A 14,838-nucleotide genomic window follows, 5' to 3' on the forward strand; every position below is an offset into this window, starting at 1 on the left:
CCTTAGTGTAGGCGGTTAGATGCCTGGGCGAAAGTAGGAAATGAGATGAAGGTGCGCCCTATGGGATGTGCGGTGGCAGGCTGAAGGGTCAGCGGGTAAAGCGGAAGGAATAGGCAAAAGGGGGCGACTCAGCGTAGGCTAGTCGGGCAATGAGCATGACCGATGAAAACGCCACCGGCGGCGTCAACGAGCCGGAGACCATCACGTCGGAATCTCAGAACAACCCGCAAGGTGACGCAGCACAGGCTGCGCCCGCGGTCGAGGCCCCTGAGGCCATCGACGGCGTAGGCCAGAGCACCGGGGACGCGGAATCTTCTGAGGCAACCGGCTCCGCCGCGGAATCCACTGAGAATGTGGCGCCGGCGGACAACGCAGAACACACTGAGACCTCGGAAGAAAGCGTCGACGCAGAAGACGCAGCCGACCCCGAAAACGAAGAGGAGGACAAGCCCGGCTTCGACGCGCTCGGTCTGAGCGACGACGTCCTCCGCGCCGTCAAGAAGGTGGGATACGAGACCCCGTCGCCGATCCAGGCGGAGACCATCCCGGTCCTGATGGAGGGTCGAGACGTCGTCGGCCTGGCCCAGACCGGTACTGGTAAAACAGCCGCCTTCGCGTTGCCGATCCTCGCGCGTATCGACGTCGCGGACCGCTCCCCCCAAGCCCTCGTGCTGGCGCCGACGCGCGAGCTGGCGCTCCAGGTTGCCGACTCCTTCCAGTCCTTCTCTGATTACCTTGGTGACATCCACGTCCTGCCGATCTACGGCGGACAGGCCTACGGCATTCAGCTTTCGGGCTTGCGTCGCGGCGCCCACATCATCGTCGGCACCCCGGGTCGTGTCATCGACCACCTGGATAAGGGTTCGCTAGACATCTCCAACCTCCGTTTCCTCGTTCTTGACGAGGCCGATGAGATGCTCAACATGGGCTTCCAGGAGGACGTCGAACGCATCCTGGAGGACACCCCGGCTGAGAAGCAGGTTGCGCTGTTCTCCGCGACGATGCCCAACGGCATCCGTCGGATCTCCCGGCAGTACCTCGACGATCCCGTTGAGGTCACTGTCAAGGCGGAAACCCGCACCAACACCAACATCACCCAGCGCTACCTCTTCACCGCGCATCGCAACAAGCTCGACGCCATCACCCGGATCCTCGAAGTCACCGAGTTTGAGGCCATGATCGTCTTCGTCCGTACGAAGCACGAGACCGAGGAGATCGCCGAGAAGCTGCGCGCCCGCGGGTTCTCCGCGGCCGCCATTAACGGCGACATCGCGCAGCAGCAGCGCGAGCGCACCGTGGACCAGCTCAAGGACGGCCGCCTGGACATCCTGGTGGCCACCGACGTCGCCGCGCGCGGCCTGGACGTCGAACGCATCAGCCATGTGTTGAACTACGACATCCCGCACGACACCGAGAGCTACGTCCACCGTATCGGCCGCACCGGCCGTGCCGGCCGCTCTGGTGAGGCGATCCTCTTCGTCACCCCGCGCGAGCGTCGGATGCTGCGTTCCATCGAACGCGTGACGAATGCCACCATCGAGGAGATGGAGCTGCCCACGGTCGACGAGGTCAACGAATCCCGCAAGGAGAAGTTCTCCGACCAGATCACCGAGGCCCTGGAGTCCGACCAGCTCGACGTCTTCCGTTCCCTGGTTAAGCGCTACTCGGAGGATAAGGACGTGCCCATGGTGGACGTCGCCGCCGCGCTCGCAGCCCAGGCCCAGTCTGGTGACTTCCTCATGAAGGAGCCGCCGCCCGAGAAGCGTGGCCGCGGCCGTGACCGTTTCGATCGTGACGAGCGTCGCGGTCGGGGTCGCTTCGATGACGACGATCGCCGCGGCCGGGGCCGCAGCGAGCGCCGTTCGGACGACGACTTCGATACCTACCGCCTGGCAGTCGGCAAGCGTCAGCACGTCGGTCCGGCGGCCGTGGTTGGTGCCTTGGCCAACGAAGGTGGTCTGAGCCGCCACGACATCGGTCGCATCTCCATCGCTGTCGATCACACCCTCGTCGGACTGCCGAAGAACCTCGACCGGTCCGTGCTGGACCGCCTACAGGACACCCGCATTTCCGGTGTGAAGATCGACATCGAGCGCGATCATTCCGGCCACGGAGGCTTCGGCGGTGATCGCCGCGGCGGCCGTGGCGATCGTCGTGGTGGTTGGCGGGATCGTGATGATCGTGGTGATCGTCGCGGTGGCCGTGATGACCGTCGTGGTGGTTGGCGGGATCGTGATGATCGTGGTGATCGTCGCGGTGGCCGTGATGACCGTCGTGGCGGCTGGCGGGATCGTGATGATCGTGGTGATCGTCGCGGTGGCCGTGGCGATCGTCGTGGCGGCTGGCGCGACTAAGCAACGCCGGGCACGAACGCTTAAGGCCCCGGGATCGGATGTTACGTCCGCCCCGGGGCCTTTCCCGTGTGCGCACCCGTAGCCGAGGGTGCGAGATGTGGATTTAGAGGTACATCAGCACCAGGACAACGACCCACAGCAGGTTGAAGATCCCGGCAAACATGGCCTGCTGGCCCTTTTCCTTGACGTAGTTGACCGGGGCGACGTCGAGCTGCTCAGCTACGCCCGGCCCCTGTCGATCCGCACTCAGCGCCTCGACCGTCTTCGCCTGACGCGGGATGATGAGCAGGAAGAGCACGCCCCAGGCGGCGGCGGAGACGACCAACGCCACATGGAAGTGCCACTGGCTCTTATACGTCGGCCAGTCGGTGAAGAGCATCGTTGCCCCGATCAGCGGGACCACCGCGGAGAGGTAGCCGTAGAGCTTGGTGATTCCGTGCAGCAGGCTGGTGATGGCGTCGGCGCGGTCGTCACCCTTGGAGGCTTGGAGCGCGTTCTTGCCGAAGAGGGACGAGCTCACCATGACGGGGCCGAGGAAAATCACGGCGGTAGCTACGTGCAGGATGGTCAAGAGTGTGGTCATCGGTGTCTTCACTTTCGTCGTGCTGGTCACACATCGGTGGTCTTACGGGTGAATACCCTATCGAAGAACTCCGAAGACAGGGGTGTTGAGGCTCGGCTGCCGCGACGCCACCCACCCACACGCCACCAGTCATCAGGGCATTGGCGCAGCATGGCGCGGGCATCACTGCTCGGCAAGGCCAGCTGGTAGGCGTCGACGACGGCTCCCACCCGGCGGGCGTACCAGCATCGATTCCGGCGTGCCGATGGTAGCCAGCTTGCGGGCAGCTGATCGGACTTATCCTGATTGGCCTCGGCAGAAGTGACGACGAGGTTGAGCGGGTCGTTGGCGAAACGACGGCGGGTCTGCGCATCCCACTGCCACGCACCCAGATCCCAGGCGGCAGCGAGAGGAACGATGTGGTCGATCTCGGTGTCATCCGCCAGCATGAGACGGCCCGTGTACGGGTCGACGGCCTGACCGAACGAGCGGCATCCGTCGTGGTGATATACGGCCGTCATCGCCAGCTCACGAGTGGAACAGGGCCCGACCCTGGCCCAACCCCCGAAGGCGTCCCGGTCGTAGCCTGGCTGATTGGGGCGGGAGGCAAGCCTGGCGGTATCAGCAAGCGAGTAAGACACTCGTGGCAGGTTGGGACTGACGCGCGGGAACAACCAGGGAAGGCCCCAGGAGAGGGAGTAGGCGAGCGTCGCCGCCGCGAGCAGGCCTACATATATACGGAATAGTCGTCGCCTCATGTCTCTTTGAGACGCCATCACCCCGCAGTCTGGTTCCCTCTTGGGAAGGTTTCGGCCGCGGGGATGGATAAGAACTAGAGCTGGCGGGCGGCGTCGAACTCCTCGGTGACCGACGCCGACGGTGCCGGCGTCAGCAGGGAAACCACGACGATGAGCAGAACCGCGACCGCCACGCCCGGCACCATCTCGTACATCACTGAGCTGAGTCCGGCTACCGACCAGGCGACGGCCGTCACCGCGCCGCCGACCATGCCGGCGAGGGCGCCAGCGGTGGTGAGACGGCGCCAATACAAGGAGATGACCACCAGGGGACCAAACGCGGAACCGAATCCGGCCCAGGCGAAGGCAACAAGGCCGAGGATCGAGTCATTGGGATGTACCGACAGGGCGAGGGCCACGATTGCCACCAGGACAACTGCGGCCCGAGAAAGCGTCATGAGTGAGGCGTCGGATGGCTTCTTCTTCGTTAGAAGCCGGTAGAGGTCTTCCACGAGGGAGGAGGACACGACCAGCAGCTGGGAGGACATCGTCGACATAATTGCTGCGAGCACGGCAGTGAGGATGAGCCCGGCGATGAGCGGGTGGAACAGAATCCGGGCCATGTCTAAGAAGATCGTCTCGAAGTTCTCCTGGTCCGTCACCGAGATGGCGTCGTTTTGCGCGAAGAATGCCGTCGCGGCCATGGCGACGAAGACCGCGCCCAACATCGACAGCGCCATCCACGAGATACCCCACAGGCGGCCGCGGCGAGCGTCGCCGGGGGAACGCAGGGCGAAAAAACGAATAAGGACGTGTGGCTGACCGAAATAGCCGAGGCCCCAGGCAAGGTTGCCGATGATGACGGCCGCGGACACTCCGGCGAACATGTTGAAGTACGTGGGGTTTCCCTCCGGGTGCGGGCCGTACGGGTGCGTCGTCGCCCAGGTGACAAGATCCGCTGGAGAGTCCAAGGCGGCAATCGCCATGAGTGGAACCACGACGAGTGCAGAAAACATGAGCAAGCCCTGCACAACGTCCGTGTAGGACACCGCGAGGAAGCCGCCGAAGAATGTGTACGCGATGGTGACGGCGGCGACGATGAGCATGCCGGTGAGGTAGCTACCGTCGAAGGTGGCCTCGAAGTACCTGCCGCCGGCAACCATGCCGGAGGCCACGTAGAAGACGAAGAAGAAAATGATGATGAGCGACGCCGTGATCCGCAATAGGTGGCTACGGTCCTGGAGGCGGTTCTCGAAGAAGCTAGGCATCGTGATTGAATTGCCGGCCACCTCGGAGTAGGCACGTAGCCGCGGGGCCACCCAGGTCCAGTTGGCCCAGGCGCCAGCGGTCAAACCGATGGCGATCCAGGCCTCCGACAGCCCGGTGACAAAGAGCGCTCCAGGAAGGCCCATGAGCAACCACCCCGACATGTCCGAGGCGCCGGCTGAGAGGGCGGCGACGAAGGGCGGTAAGCCCCGGCCCGCGATGGTGTAATCCGAGTAGGCCCGCGTCTTCGAGTACCCCCAGAGCCCGATGCCAAGCATGGCGGCGAGGTAGAGGACGATCGCGGCGATAAACCAGGCCGATTCCTGCATGAAGCCTCCTTAAAGTGAAGTCCTACTATCGTAGTTCACCGCCTGTCCGGCGCCCACGGGGGCAGGGGAAACGTTGGATTTATCGCCATTGTCGGGCATAGGCGTTGCCATGAGCGCAGACAATGGTACAAATGTTCGTATGGCCTCGCATCTACTCCACGGACTCTGGTTAGCAGACCTAGGTCTCTGCCTGTGGGTAGAGCAGGTCGACGGTCACCGCATCGTCCTGCCCTCCGCGGTCCCGGACGGAACTTTCCCCCCGGCCGTGGAAGGCCTGCTCCGGGATTCCATGTTCCGGCACCGAACGAGCGTCAAACTGCAGACCCCCAAGGGCCGCGATGTAGAGCTGGCATTGCCGGTGGCCGCAATTGCCCCGGAACGCGCCATTGAATGGCTAGGGCTATTGGCTTACCTCGACGGGGAGCATCCAGCCGCTACTCGGGAACAACGGAACTCCCTCGCTCCCGATCTGCGGTGGCTGATCCGCATGTATGTGGGGATGAAGATTTTCGCCCAGGCAGGACGGGTGACCATCCGACTGCACTACGCGGACCGAGCATGGTATCCCCAGTGGCAGTTGGCGACCGGTATGGGTGAACGCGGCTGGGTAGCCGAGATGATCAATGCCGCGCCGGGAATCCTCACCGCGAATAACCACAGTTTGGCGGAAGACCTCACGACTGACCTGGTTCACTGGGTCACGAACTCGTTGCTGACTGATCTTCACTCGGCCCCCCGCCCCTACCCGTGGCACGACTTCGCCGAGGCCCTCATGACGAGTTCCGCCTTGCGCCGCGGCGGGCCCGGGCTCTTGCGTGCGATCAACGACTGGAGGGCATCGGTCGCCGCGGTGGATGTGCAGCTGCTCTTCGTCGTCGAACAGCCGCCGGCCGATAACGAGGAGATGACCGATCCCGCCGATGCCACCTGGCCGGTCCGAGCCCTCGTGCGTTCCGGCACGGGTTCGCCGCAGCCGATCCATCTTTCCGAGCTCGACGCCGCCTCGAAGGACACCCTGCGCCGCAAGTACATGACCGCCACTGCGGTGACCAGCCTCGTCGACTATTTGAGCCATCCCATGGACGAGTCCAGCTACGAGCGCCGAGGCCATCAGTTTGAAGGTGATTGGGACACCTACCTTTCCACGGACGACGTCGTGACGTTCATCTCCAAAGACGCCGAGAAGCTGCGCGAGCTGGGATTCATCGTCATGCTGCCCAAGGCCTGGAGTGTCGCCGACACGAAGGCCTCACTGTCGACGCGGCGAGCGGTCGACGACGCCGCTGGCCCATCGCTTCTCGGCTTCGATCAGCTCATGGACTACAACTGGCGGATGTCGGTGGGCGACGTCGAGCTCACCGACGCAGAGATGGCTGAGCTCGTGGCGTCGAAGTCGGGGTTGATTCGTCTGCGTGGGCAATGGGTGCTTGCCGACGCCGCGGCCATCCGGCGCGTCAGCTCCTACATGTCCGAGCTGGAAACGCGTTCCACTAAACGGATCACCGAGGAAATCACCAACCTGCGGATGAACGCCGAACTGCTCAAGTCCCTCGGCTCCGACGAATGGGAGGAGCGCCTCGCTGAAGCAGAGCGCCTGGAGGCCGAGCTCGCAGAGAAGAACTCGGCCCTCGGCACGCTGCCGCTCAGCGAACTGCGAAGACTCGCGGTGGAATCGACGGCTGATGATCCCATCGAGTTCACCGGTACCAGCTGGCACAATGCCTTGCTCGGCGGGCCAACGACGCCAGCCCCCGAGCGCATCGCCATACCCGACACCGTCCACGCCGAGCTGCGCGAATACCAGCGACGTGGCGTCGACTGGCTGTACTGGATGGCGCGTAACAAACTGGGCGCCGTCCTCGCCGACGATATGGGCCTCGGTAAGACGCTGCAGCTGCTCGCCCTGGTGGCCGTCGAAAAGGACCGTGGCGAGCTCACGGGGCCGACGCTCGTCGTCGCCCCCACCTCCGTCGTCGGAAACTGGGCGAAAGAAGCGAGCCGGTTCGTCCCGTCGCTGCGGGTCCACGTGCACCACGGTCCCCACCGCCTCCACGGTGTGTCCCTCGCCCGAGCCATGGCCGAGGCAGATGTCGTTATTGTCTCCTATGGTGTGGTGACCCGTGATCACCGCGAACTGGGCGCGACGCTGTTTCACCGCGTCGTTCTCGACGAGGCCCAGGCGATCAAGAACTCCGGAACTAAGTCCTCACGGGCCGTCAGATCGCTGCCTTCGGGTCATCGAGTGGCCCTCACCGGCACCCCGGTGGAGAACCGGCTCAGCGAGATGCGCTCCATTCTTGACTTCGTCAACCCTGGGGTTCTCGGCTCGGCGAGTTTCTTTAGGAACCACTTCGCGAAAGCGATCGAACGCGAGGAGGACGGGGAGATGGCGGACCGGTTACGGCAGCTCATCGCGCCGTTCATTCTGCGCCGGCTCAAGACGGATACGACGATCATCGATGACCTCCCGGAAAAGAACGAGACCATACTGCGGGTAGAGATGACCCCGGAGCAGGCCGCGCTTTACCAGGCGCTCACCGATAATGTTGCCCAGGAGATCGAAGAACGCGAAGGTATGCAGCGCCGCGGCCTGGTTCTGGCCACCATCACCCGAATCAAGCAGATCTGCAACCACCCGGCGCACTTCCTGGGGGATGGGTCCCCAGTTACGATCCGTGGGCGCCACCGATCCGGGAAGGTTCGCGCGTTGATGACGCTGTTGGACAAGGCCGTCCGCACCGACCAACGCATGCTCATCTTCACTCAGTACCGCGTGTTCGGCGAGATCCTGCAGCCTTTTCTCACCGAGCGTTTAGGACACCCGGTTCCCTTCCTCCACGGCGGGACAACCAAGACCGCTCGCGACGCCATGGTGGACGAGTTTCAGCGCCCAGGCGGGCCGCGCGCCATGATTCTCTCCCTCAAAGCCGGCGGCACTGGGCTGAACCTCACCGCCGCGTCGATGGTGGTGCATATGGACCGCTGGTGGAACCCGGCCGTGGAGAACCAGGCAACCGACCGGGCCTTCCGCATCGGTCAGGGCAAGGACGTCGAAGTGTACAAGATGATCACCGTCGGCACGATGGAAGAATCCATTCAAGATATCCTCGACGGCAAGACCAAGCTTGCCGGGGCGGTTATCACTGAAGGAGAAGGGTGGATCACGGAACTCGATCCGGACCAGTTGGCGCAACTGATTAGCTACCGCGGCCGGGAGGAATAGGCTGATGTCTAAGAAACAACCCGATAGGACAGCCCGGCCGCGGGTCGGCAATGTTATTTACGCCAACTTCGGCGCGAAAACCCGGGTCCGCGACGCTTCAGAGCTGCCTCAACGGCCCGCACCAGAGCAGCATGGCCTGGCAGGATTGCGGCTCATGCAAGCGGTTCTTAGCAGAAGCGATCAAGGCCGCATCGCCCGCGGGCGCGACTACGCCGCCGCCGGGCACGTCGTGGATCTCAAGTTCCTCCCAGGGGCCATCCACGGCCGCGTAGCAGGATCTCAAAATGACCCCTTCCTCACGTCCATCATCCTGCCTTATCGTTCCAAGGAGCAGCTTGCTGAGGTCTCGGAGTTGCTGGCCTCCGCTCCGAGCGGGCTGAGCCGGGCGCGCCGGGGCATCATTAGCGACGATATTCTCAACCTGCTGCTCTGGGCCGACGCTCACGACGCCCGTTTCGGCTGTGACTGCCCGGATCCGGTCACGGCGTGCAAGCACATTGTGGCAGTGGCCGAATGCGTCGCCGCAAAGATGGACTCCGATCCTTCCATCATTTTCACCCTGCGCGGTCTGACGCTCGACGGGGTCGAAAAAGACGTGGTTGAGCGCTCCGAGGAGGTAGCCCGTGGGATGGTGGAGTCCCCGGCCGGGGACTTCTGGGCCGGTGGTCCGCTGCCTGACTTGCCTCAGCCGAAGAAGGAGTCCACCTTGTCTACCAGCGACTTAACGCTGCTGCACAAGGCTATGAGGCACGTCTCCTATACGAGTATTGACGAGCTGCGAGCCGTCTCCGATGTCGAAGATATGTTCGATCATTTGACGCGTTAGCTAGGTAAGGTGTCATGGCTCGATGCTAGGACTGTGATTATGACAGAAATAACCTTTATCCATACCTCTGACCTGCAGATGGGGATGCGGCATCGGCGGCTGGGCGAGGAGCAGGGGGTCTTTGATAACTCCCGGCTCCGGGCCATCGACAAGCTGGGCCACCTGGCCCGGGAGCAGGGCGCGGCCTTCATCGTCGTCGCCGGGGATGTATTCGACGCCAATTCTCTGGACCGGAAGGTCACCTCTAGAGTGACGGACGCTCTCTCCGCGCTAGAAGTGCCGGTCTATCTTCTCCCCGGCAACCATGATCCACTGGTAGCAGGAAACATCTTTAAGCACACCGAGCCGCTGGCTAATGTGCACGTCATCCGCGACAGCGTTCCCCAGACGGTGGCCGACGGCGTGGAACTTGTCGGCGCCCCGCTGCTAACGAAACACTCCGCCGTTGACCTGGTACGGGAGGCACTTGAGCCACTGACACCGTCGGCAACGATCCGCATCGCGGTCGGCCACGGCGCAGTGGAGGCTTTCGGCGACGCTAGCCACCCCAATCTCATCGATCTCGGGTACGTCGAAGAGCGCATCGCGGACGGCACCATCGATTACCTTGCGCTCGGCGATACGCATTCAACCCGGCAGCTCGGCGAGAGCGGGAGAACATGGTACTCCGGAGCGCCGGAGACCACGGATTTCCGGGACGATTCCACCGCAGGTGGTGGCGAGTCGGACTCCGGGAATGCTCTGGTGGTGACCCTAACCTCCGGGGTGGATGGGCGACACGCCACCGTAGTCAAGCACCGCATTGGGGAATGGACCTTTGACGCTTTAGCGGCCGAGCTTAACTCCCGAGCGGACGTTGATGCCTGGCTGTCGCGGTTACGGGCTTACCCGGCCAAGAACTACACCATGATTAAATACTCCCTCACCGGTGTGCTGAGTTTGCGCGACCGGGAGTACCTGGATGCGGAGATGGGTGCACTCGCCCCGTCCTTCGCCAGCTTCTACGAACGTGTCCGCCTGCACAATCTCCTCACCCAACCGACGCCGGAGGAACTCGATGCCCTTGCGGTCGGCGCCGTCACGCGCGCGGCGGTGACAGAGCTGGCCAGTGACGACGATCCGGTGGCCCATGACGCCCTCAACCTCATGTATCGGCTCATGAAGGAGGTCGAGCGCTAATGCGCATCCACTCGCTGACCATCGATAACTTCCGTAACATCGACCACCTTGAGATTCGTGATTTGCCCGAGCGCGGCGTGACTATCATTCATGGCGACAATGAGCAGGGCAAGTCCAGCATCCTCGAAGCCCTGAGCCTGCTCCTCACCGTGAAGCACACCTCCACGAAAAAGGAGATTAAGGCCGTCCAGCCGGTCGGGCGTGACGTGCCCGTCGGTATCTCCGCCCGGATCCACGTCGGCCCCTATGAGCTCACCATCGCAAAGCGATACGTCAACTCGAAATCGTGCGAGCTCACTGTGCATCAGCCGCGCATCGAAAACCTCTCTGGGGGACAGGCCGAGCAGCGTTTCGAGGACATCGTCTCGCAGCATCTGGACAGGGATCTGTGGGACACCTTGTTCATGCAGCAGGGGGATCAACTCGCCGCAATCGACGCTCTGGGGCTCACCGCGGTGAGCACCTTCCTGGAGGATGCTCACGGCGGCGACGGCGGAGTGTCCGAAGCCTCGGCGCTGATGGCGGCAGTCGACAATGAATATGACACCTATTTCACCAAACAGGGACGGTACAAAAAGCAGATCACGGACCTCCAGAAGGAGCTGGCGCTAAGGGAACGCCTCTTCGCGGAGGCGGCAGACGCGGAGGCCAGGCTCTCTCGGTGGGTCGCCGATCATACGCGCACAGAACGAGAGCTGCGCGATTGTGCCCGCGCTTTGCCGAAGGTAGAGGAGGAATTGCGAAAGGCGACGCTCAACCGAGAGCAGGCGGAGAAGCTCCAAGCAAGCCTCGACCGGGCTGCCTTGGCTAGTTCGACGCTCCGCCTGGACTGCGAGCGGGCCGAGCAGGCCGCGACCACCCGAACAGCGCTTCGTGATGCCTTGGCGACGGCCACCCGCGAGCTAACCCGCCTACAAGGCGAACATGCTGTGGCGACGACGGCTGCGACGGAAGAAGCAAAAAAGGTCGATGAGGCTCTCACCCAGCGGCAGGCGGCGCGATTGGCCTTACGCAACGCACAAGGCCAGCTTGACGCTGCACGGAGCCTAGAACGAACGGTGGCGGACCGTGCCCGGAAGACCGAGCTGACCGAACTGCTCGCTGAACTGGATCAACTCGACGCCCGTGTGGCTCAGGCCACCGCTGCCTTGGCCGCAGAGCCGGTGACCGCGGCTCATGTCCGCGCCGGGGAGGCAGCCGAGAACGAGGTGCGCATCGCTCGACGCATTGCGGAAAGCCGAGCCTCCCACCTGATTCTCAACGCCGCGGAACCAACCACGGTGACCGTCGACGGCGCGGAGATTTCCGTCGACGGGCCGTCGGAGATTCCCCTCAAGGACGGGACCACCCTGGTCATCGGCGACGTCACAGGGACGTATCACACCGGTGAGAGGGATAACTCCCCATTCGAGGAGGTGCGGCGAGCCGAGGAGGAGCTAGGTGAGGTGCTCGCCCGCTACGGGGTGACGGACGTCGACGAGCTGCGACAGCGTCACCGTGAGGATGAAGACGCCGCGCACGCAGCCGAGCAGCTACGAGAGCAACGTCGGAACCTGCTGGCCGGTCATCATCCAGCAGATCTTCGTGCCGAGCTCCAGGCGCTTTCGAGCAGGTTGGCTCAGCAGGAGGATGACGCCGACGCGCCGGAAACTGTCGATGCATCGACGGCGGCCGCCGCCGTCGTCACCGCGGAGGCAGCCCTCAAACTCGCGCAGGAAGCTGAGGAACTGGCCGATAGCCGCGTTGCGGGGCTAAGCGAACGTCCCTGCCGCGATGCCTTAACGAAGCTCGATATTCTGCTTGAACAGGCGAGTGCGACCCGGGAAAGCGTGGCCGGTGAGTTGACTGCCGCGGAGGAAGAAACGACATCCGAAGAGCTGACTCAGGCGGCTGACGCGGCACGGACGAAAGTGACTGAGGCCGAAGCTGCCGAGGCGCAGGCCCGCCAGCTGCTCGACGAGGCGCAGATCGATGCCAAGCGAGCCGCCGAGGAGGCAGCCGCCGCCAAGCTCCATTCCTTAACTCAGCGAAAGCACAATGCAGCCGTAGAGAAGAGCCGCTTGGAAGGGTCGATCGAGCTGGCGGCCGGAACGGCGGAGCGACTCGCCGACGCCGAGGCTCAGAAGGCCAATGCGCAGGAGGCACTAGACCGGGAGATTCACAAGGCGAAGGTCGCCCAGCGGTTGAAGGAGACCCTTCAGCGCTACCACAACGAGGCACGGGACGCCTACGAGCGGCCCTTCGCGGAGGCGTTGGCCGGATACGCCCGCGCTGTCTTCGGGCCGTCCGTGTCCTTCGACTTCGACAACAAGCTCGGCGTCCAGCGCCGCATTGTAGGTGACCAGGCCATCGATATCGACAGCCTTTCCAGAGGGGCGAAGGAACAGCTCGCCCTCATGACCCGCTTCGCGATTGCAGATATGGTGAGCGCGTCGGAGGACGGTCAGCCCATGCCCGTCATCATCGATGACGCACTGGGGTCGACGGACCCCGAGCGACTGGACGTGATGGCCCAGCTGTTCAAGAAAGTGGGGCAGCGCTCGCAGGTGATTGTCCTGACGTGTTTTCGGCAACGCTACGATGCCATCGTGCCGGCCGCTGACTATTCGATGTCGGCTCTCAAGAGCACCGACTAACCTGCGGCACAACGACGCCCACCGTCGGTGACCCGTTGAACGGATGACCTGCGGTGGGCGTCGTAACAGTGAGAAGGCCGGCGGTTGTCGTCGGCCAAGGGACTTACGCCTTGATGGCGGAGCCTTCGATCTCGATGGTGATGTTCTCGGAGACGAGGACGCCACCGGAGTTCAGCGGGGCCTGGAAATCAACGCCGAAGTCCTTGCGGTTGATCTTCGTGGTGGCCTCGAAACCGACGCGGGTGTTGCCCCAGGGGTCAACCTCGGAGCCGGCGACCTCCACGTCGAGGGTGACCGGCTTGGTGGTCTCCTTGATGGTGAGGTTGCCCTCGACCTTGCCGGCGACCAGATCGACGTTGGTGGCCTCGAAGGTCATCTCCGGGTACTTTTCAACGTCGAAGAAGTCCTCACCCTTCACGTGGCCGTCGCGGTCAGCGTTACGGGTGTTGATGGAATCCGTCTTGATAACAACCTTGATGGTGGAGTCGTTATCGGCGATGGTGACGTCGGCGGTCCACTCGTCGAAGGAGCCGCGGACCTTGGTGATCATCGCGTGGCGGGCAATGAAGCCAACGGTGGTGTGGGTCGGGTCCAGGGTGTAGGTGCCGTTGAAGTCGGTCATGGAAGTCTCCTCAGATAGTTGCTGTCGATTACCAATTAAGGGTTTGCCTAGCAATGACGGGGAGGCGCTGCGGCCTTCGTTGTTGCTGGTACCCATGGTACACGGTTCTGTAGACGTGTCAACTAATCTGGCTGATTTAATTTCAGTGATGCCGAAAGTCCAGCGTGTGGGGTTATTTCACTCCGGTCAGGATTGGGTTTTTCAGTCCGGTGTCGCTAGGATCCTCGTTGTGACTAGTGAACCTCGATGGCTGAACGACGAAGAGCAGAGCCTCTGGCGCCTCATGCTGGCTGCCTCCCGGAAGGTTGATCGGGTTATGGATGACACGCTGCAGGCTGGGAGTGAACTCTCCACCTCTGAATTCTCCGTGCTCGTATGCCTCTCCGAGGCCGGTGACTGCCAGCTCAGGCTGCGTGATCTCTGCGTCAAGCTCGACTGGGACCGTTCCCGCACCTCCCACCAGATCACGCGTATGGAGCGTCGCGGCCTGGTCCTGAAGCGTAAGAGTGAGGGCGACGCCCGGGGCGTCGTCGTCACCCTGACTGATGACGGCATGCGCCGACTCAAGGCGGCGGCTCCCGAACATGTGGAGTCGGTTCGTCGAGTGGCGTTTGACCACATGACCGAAGAGCAAGCGCGCGTCATGCGCAGCTACTGCGAGGCCGTCTTGGCGGTGAGTAACGTCCCCGGTGCCGAAGGGTTCGCCGGCCGTCTGTGCTCCGACGTTCCGTTGGACTAGGGGGAACTCCGGCCGCGCGACTACTCGTGTATTCCTCCGATGTGGTGGAGGAGGGTGTGCGCCTCCGAGTTGGCTACGGAGTAGAACGTTTGCCTGCCGTCGCGTTCCGCAGTGAGGATACCGCTCTGCTGCATGAGCTTGAGTGCGGCGGAGGTGGTGGCGGTGCGTAACCCGGTGAGTTCTGCCAGTTCGGATACGCTAGCGCTCCCCGGGCCCAGATAATGCATGGTCAGCAGGAGGCGTAGCCGGGTGGGATCGCCCAACACCTTAAAGAGGGGGGACCACGTATCTGCGAGCGCAAGCAGATTTTCGGGAACCGATCGACTCATAATCATTCAGTGTAATAGTTCCACCTAGCGCCCAGG

The 14,838-nt window shown here is 63.2% G+C and carries 11 protein-coding genes; 6 read left to right on the plus strand and 5 right to left on the minus strand.

The window, feature by feature from the left end; translation table 11 throughout:
• Window positions 1-149 precede the first annotated feature (149 nt).
• On the plus strand, window positions 150-2,354 hold the full coding sequence (locus CUTER_RS04155; protein WP_047259352.1) for a DEAD/DEAH box helicase: 2,205 nt from the start codon (window positions 150-152) through the stop codon (window positions 2,352-2,354).
• A 103-nt stretch (window positions 2,355-2,457) separates the two neighbouring features.
• Here the strand turns inward: CUTER_RS04155 and CUTER_RS04160 are convergent, their stop codons facing one another.
• The 3 genes from CUTER_RS04160 to putP form a co-directional block, all read right to left on the minus strand.
• The gene (locus tag CUTER_RS04160) at window positions 2,458-2,937 is read right to left on the minus strand and encodes a hypothetical protein (RefSeq protein WP_047259353.1); all 480 of its coding nucleotides are present in this window, start codon (window positions 2,935-2,937) and stop codon (window positions 2,458-2,460) included.
• 26 nt (window positions 2,938-2,963) lie between these two features.
• Complete coding sequence (locus CUTER_RS04165; RefSeq protein WP_082121397.1) at window positions 2,964-3,674, minus strand: HNH endonuclease family protein; 711 nt, start codon at window positions 3,672-3,674, stop codon at window positions 2,964-2,966.
• 74 nt (window positions 3,675-3,748) lie between these two features.
• Window positions 3,749-5,248: a sodium/proline symporter PutP gene (gene putP, locus CUTER_RS04170; protein ID WP_047259354.1), complete on the minus strand. Its 1,500-nt coding sequence runs from the start codon at window positions 5,246-5,248 to the stop codon at window positions 3,749-3,751.
• A gap of 139 nt (window positions 5,249-5,387) precedes the next feature.
• On the opposite strand from putP, the gene CUTER_RS04175 reads away from it, so the two are divergent.
• Genes CUTER_RS04175 through CUTER_RS04190 form a run of 4 tightly spaced genes read left to right on the plus strand, consistent with a single transcriptional unit; the run spans window position 5,388 to window position 13,112 of the window.
• The gene (locus tag CUTER_RS04175; RefSeq protein WP_047259355.1) at window positions 5,388-8,471 is read left to right on the plus strand and encodes a DEAD/DEAH box helicase; all 3,084 of its coding nucleotides are present in this window, start codon (window positions 5,388-5,390) and stop codon (window positions 8,469-8,471) included.
• A gap of 4 nt (window positions 8,472-8,475) precedes the next feature.
• Entirely contained in the window at window positions 8,476-9,297 is an 822-nt protein-coding gene (locus CUTER_RS04180; protein ID WP_047259356.1) for an SWIM zinc finger family protein, read from the plus strand.
• 39 nt (window positions 9,298-9,336) lie between these two features.
• Window positions 9,337-10,476 carry a metallophosphoesterase family protein gene (locus CUTER_RS04185; RefSeq protein WP_047259357.1) on the plus strand — a complete coding sequence of 380 codons (1,140 nt, stop codon included), beginning with the start codon at window positions 9,337-9,339 and terminating at the stop codon, window positions 10,474-10,476.
• A complete protein-coding gene (locus CUTER_RS04190; RefSeq protein ID WP_047259358.1) occupies window positions 10,476-13,112 on the plus strand; it encodes an AAA family ATPase in 2,637 nt (878 codons plus the stop codon). The genes CUTER_RS04185 and CUTER_RS04190 overlap by 1 nt, the downstream gene beginning before the upstream one ends.
• A gap of 103 nt (window positions 13,113-13,215) precedes the next feature.
• On the opposite strand, the gene CUTER_RS04195 is transcribed toward CUTER_RS04190, so the two are convergent.
• Entirely contained in the window at window positions 13,216-13,734 is a 519-nt protein-coding gene (locus tag CUTER_RS04195; protein ID WP_047259359.1) for a YceI family protein, read from the minus strand.
• 229 nt (window positions 13,735-13,963) lie between these two features.
• On the opposite strand from CUTER_RS04195, the gene CUTER_RS04200 reads away from it, so the two are divergent.
• Window positions 13,964-14,473: a MarR family winged helix-turn-helix transcriptional regulator gene (locus CUTER_RS04200; protein WP_330217690.1), complete on the plus strand. Its 510-nt coding sequence runs from the start codon at window positions 13,964-13,966 to the stop codon at window positions 14,471-14,473.
• 20 nt (window positions 14,474-14,493) lie between these two features.
• Here CUTER_RS04200 and CUTER_RS04205 read toward each other — a convergent pair whose 3' ends face one another.
• The gene (locus CUTER_RS04205; RefSeq protein WP_052844146.1) at window positions 14,494-14,802 is read right to left on the minus strand and encodes an ArsR/SmtB family transcription factor; all 309 of its coding nucleotides are present in this window, start codon (window positions 14,800-14,802) and stop codon (window positions 14,494-14,496) included.
• Window positions 14,803-14,838 lie beyond the last annotated feature (36 nt).

Origin of the sequence: Corynebacterium uterequi, from assembly GCF_001021065.1 — a bacterium.
In the GTDB taxonomy this organism is placed as follows: domain Bacteria; phylum Actinomycetota; class Actinomycetes; order Mycobacteriales; family Mycobacteriaceae; genus Corynebacterium; species Corynebacterium uterequi.